We start from the raw sequence: 3,158 nt of genomic DNA on the forward strand, positions 1-3,158 counted from the left end.
GTGTCGGAGACCGCGATGGTCACACCGTTGAGGTAGCCGAGCCGCTTGGCGTTGCTGTAGCGGTAGAGCCACGCGGAACCGATGGAGCCCTCGCCGGTGAAGGAGGACTTGATGCCCACCAGCTCCTCGGCCTTCATGGACGGCGCAGCCGCCTTGAAGGTCTTGCCGTAGGCCCACTTCTGGGTCTTGCCGGAGAAGGCGTAGTTGCCGTCCGGGTGCGACCCGCTCGGGTAACCGAACTCGAAGATGCCCGTGCCGATCTTCTGGTTGTAGGCCAGGCCCTGACCACCGACGTTGGACCCGAGGGTGCCGACGTCCTTGAGGCCGATCGACAGCTTCGCGCCGACGACCTGGTAGCCCTTGAGGAGCTTCGCCGAGAACGTCCGCTTGAAGTACAGGTAGTCGTGCTGGGTCCCCGGCTTGCGAACCCGCCAGAACAGGGTCGTCCCGTCCTGGCTGACGTACGAGTCCTTCGTCCAGGACTTGTACTCGCTCTTGTCGATCGAGACAGGCGCGGAGGCGGACGTGAACCAAGCCCACTTGCCGTTGGGGTCCGTCAGGTTCTTGCCCTTGTTCCAGGCCTGGAAGTCGGCGACGCTGACCGCCGTGTCCTTGCCGAAGCGCGAGAGCTTGTTGACCTCGACGACGTCGAGCTTCGACAGAGCGGTGGTCTTGTCCGAGGCGAGAAGCTTCTTCGCCTTGTACGCGTCCCACTTGCTGTCGTAGAGCTTCGACTCGTACTTGCCGCCGCTGGTGCCACCCTCGGTGGGGATGACGCCGTTGTAGACCGTGACGAACGCGTAGTCGCGGTCGCCGTCCTCGTACACGCTGTAGTCGTAGTGCGTGTAAGCGGTCTTACCGACGTAGATGCCCCAGGGGGTCTTGCCCTCGTAGTAACCGGGGATGAAGACCCACTTGTCGAGGGTCGCGGCGTTGGACTTGGTGTCGTAGACGCAGTGACCCGCGGTCGCCACCAGGTTCTTGTACTGGCCCTGGACCGAGGTGGCCGAGCACCAGTGCGGCTTGTGGTCGGCGCCGATGAAGAACACCTTGCCGGTGGTCTTGGGCAGGTTGACGTTCTTCAGGGTGCCGGTGGCGGCCTTCTGGTCACCGCTGGAACCCACCACGCCGGCCTTGTCGTCGGCGGAGGCGCCGCCGGTCGACACGTGCTTGGCGGAAACCGTGGTCTCCGCGGTGTACGGCGTGGCGTTGACCAGGTTGGCCTTGGCCTGACCGAACCAGAACGCCGCGACCTGCTTGGCCGCGGTGTTGGTGTTGGCCAGGTTCGTGGCCGGAACCGAGTCGGCGTGAGCCGGGGCAGCGATCGCAGCGGAGGCCAGCAGGCCGGCGGCGACCCCGCCCAGAGCGAGAATGCGCTTCATGACTTTCTCCTGGTCTGTCGTGAGGCGTCACTTGCGCCCCATCCGTCAGTGAGGAATGAGGAGAAAGCTATAGGAGGAAATGAGGTGGCGTAAGAGGGTTTGCGATGACCCATTTGGGGGACGGGCGCACTCGGGCGGCGTCGGCCCGAGTCGGGCTGCGCGTTTTGGCTGATCATGAAGGTGTCCCCTGGTTTCCGTTACGCTCCGCGCTGGACCGATACAAGGTTCACTGTGATGTAAATCACAGATTTGGAGGAAACCGAAGAGGCGCCTGATTACGTCAAGCAGTCACGGCCGCGAGGAGTTGCGTCTACCGGCCGACAGGCTTCGACACACCAAATGGGACGAACTGCGATATTCGTGGCAGTTGGCCAGGGGTCGATTAAGAAGAGGCAATTGCCCCGTTTGTGGGGGCAAGTCGGGGTTCGCCCCTGGAGGGCGGCATGGCGGGATTGTTGGGCGTGCCGCGTTCGTATTCGGCGGGGCCGAGCATGCCCAGGGTCGAGTGACGCCGGCGGGAGTGCGGGCCCGTCGATGAAGCCGGTGCATGCGGCTTGCGCCCAGTGCATGGGAGTCGAAGTGACGCCGGTCGAGTAACGCGGGTTCCAGGGTCGGGAAGAGCTCCCGGCGACGGCCTTCCCGAAACAGTTCGTGACCCGTGGACGTCTGGAGGCCGGCTGGCTCGCACCGTCGCGGGCGTGTGTCGATGTCGCGGGGGTCGTAGTGGCCGTGGTGGCCGTGGTGGCCGAGGGTGGCCGGGCGCGGCTTCGACGACTTCGCCGCTGTCGCCGCCACGCTCACCAGTCGGCCGGGCAACGGAAAAGGGCCCGGCGGGAGGCCGGGCCCTTTCCTTGACTCTGCTCTACTGGGGGGAAGATCAGACGATCTTGCCGGACCAGTTGGCGGCAGCGGTCTTGTAGACGGCCAGCGTCTCACCGTCGAAGTACGGGGAGACGTTGGTGTCGATGCGGTTGTTACCGTCGGTGTCGGAGACCGCGATGGTCACACCGTTGAGGTAGCCGAGCCGCTTGGCGTTGCTGTAGCGGTACAGCCACGCGGAACCGATGGAGCCCTCGCCGGTGAAGGAGGACTTGATGCCCACCAGCTCCTCGGCCTTGATCGACGAAGCGGCAGCCTTGAAGGTCTTGCCGTAGGCCCACTTCTGGGTCTTGCCGGAGAAGGCGTAGTTGCCGTCCGGGTGCGACCCGCTCGGGTAACCGAACTCGAAGATGCCCGTGCCGACCTTCTGGTTGTAGGCCAGGCCCTGACCACCGACGTTGGACCCGAGGGTGCCGACGTCCTTGAGGCCGATCGACAGCTTCACGCCGGTGACCTTGTAGCCAATGATCGTCCGGTGGTCGTTGCCGCCGTTGTTCCACGTGCTGTGGTCGCCGTTGCCGGACTTCCCGAAGACGGGCACAACCGCCAGCTTCGACCAGCCGGTGGCCTTGTCGGCCTGGAGCTTGGCCTTGTAGTCGTAGGCGTCCTTCTTGCTCTTGAAGAACCTCGAGACGAAGCCGCCGTGGGTGTCGCCCTCGGTGGGGATGACGCCGTTGTAGACCGTGACGAACGCGTAGTCGCGGTCGCCGTCCTCGTACACGCTGTAGTCGTAGTGCGTGTAAGCGGTCTTACCGACGTAGATGCCCCACGGGGTCTTGCCCTCGTAGTAACCGGGGATGAAGACCCACTTGTCGAGGGTCGCGGCGTTGGACTTGGTGTCGTAGACGCAGTGACCCGCGGTCGCCACCAGGTTCTTGTACTGGCCCTGGACCGAGG

The 3,158-nt window shown here is 64.6% G+C and carries 2 protein-coding genes; both read right to left on the reverse strand.

The features are described 5' to 3' along the window. The coding region (locus tag FLX07_RS38190) for a trypsin-like serine peptidase (RefSeq protein WP_244311178.1) at window positions 1-1,382 on the reverse strand (1,382 nt) is incomplete at its 3' end. A gap of 877 nt (window positions 1,383-2,259) precedes the next feature. After that, on the reverse strand, window positions 2,260-3,158 hold an 899-nt coding region (locus FLX07_RS38195; protein ID WP_425280123.1), incomplete at its 5' end, for a trypsin-like serine peptidase.

The sequence above is a fragment of the Microbispora bryophytorum genome (assembly GCF_006874465.1).
In the GTDB taxonomy this organism is placed as follows: Bacteria; Actinomycetota; Actinomycetes; order Streptosporangiales; family Streptosporangiaceae; genus Microbispora; species Microbispora bryophytorum.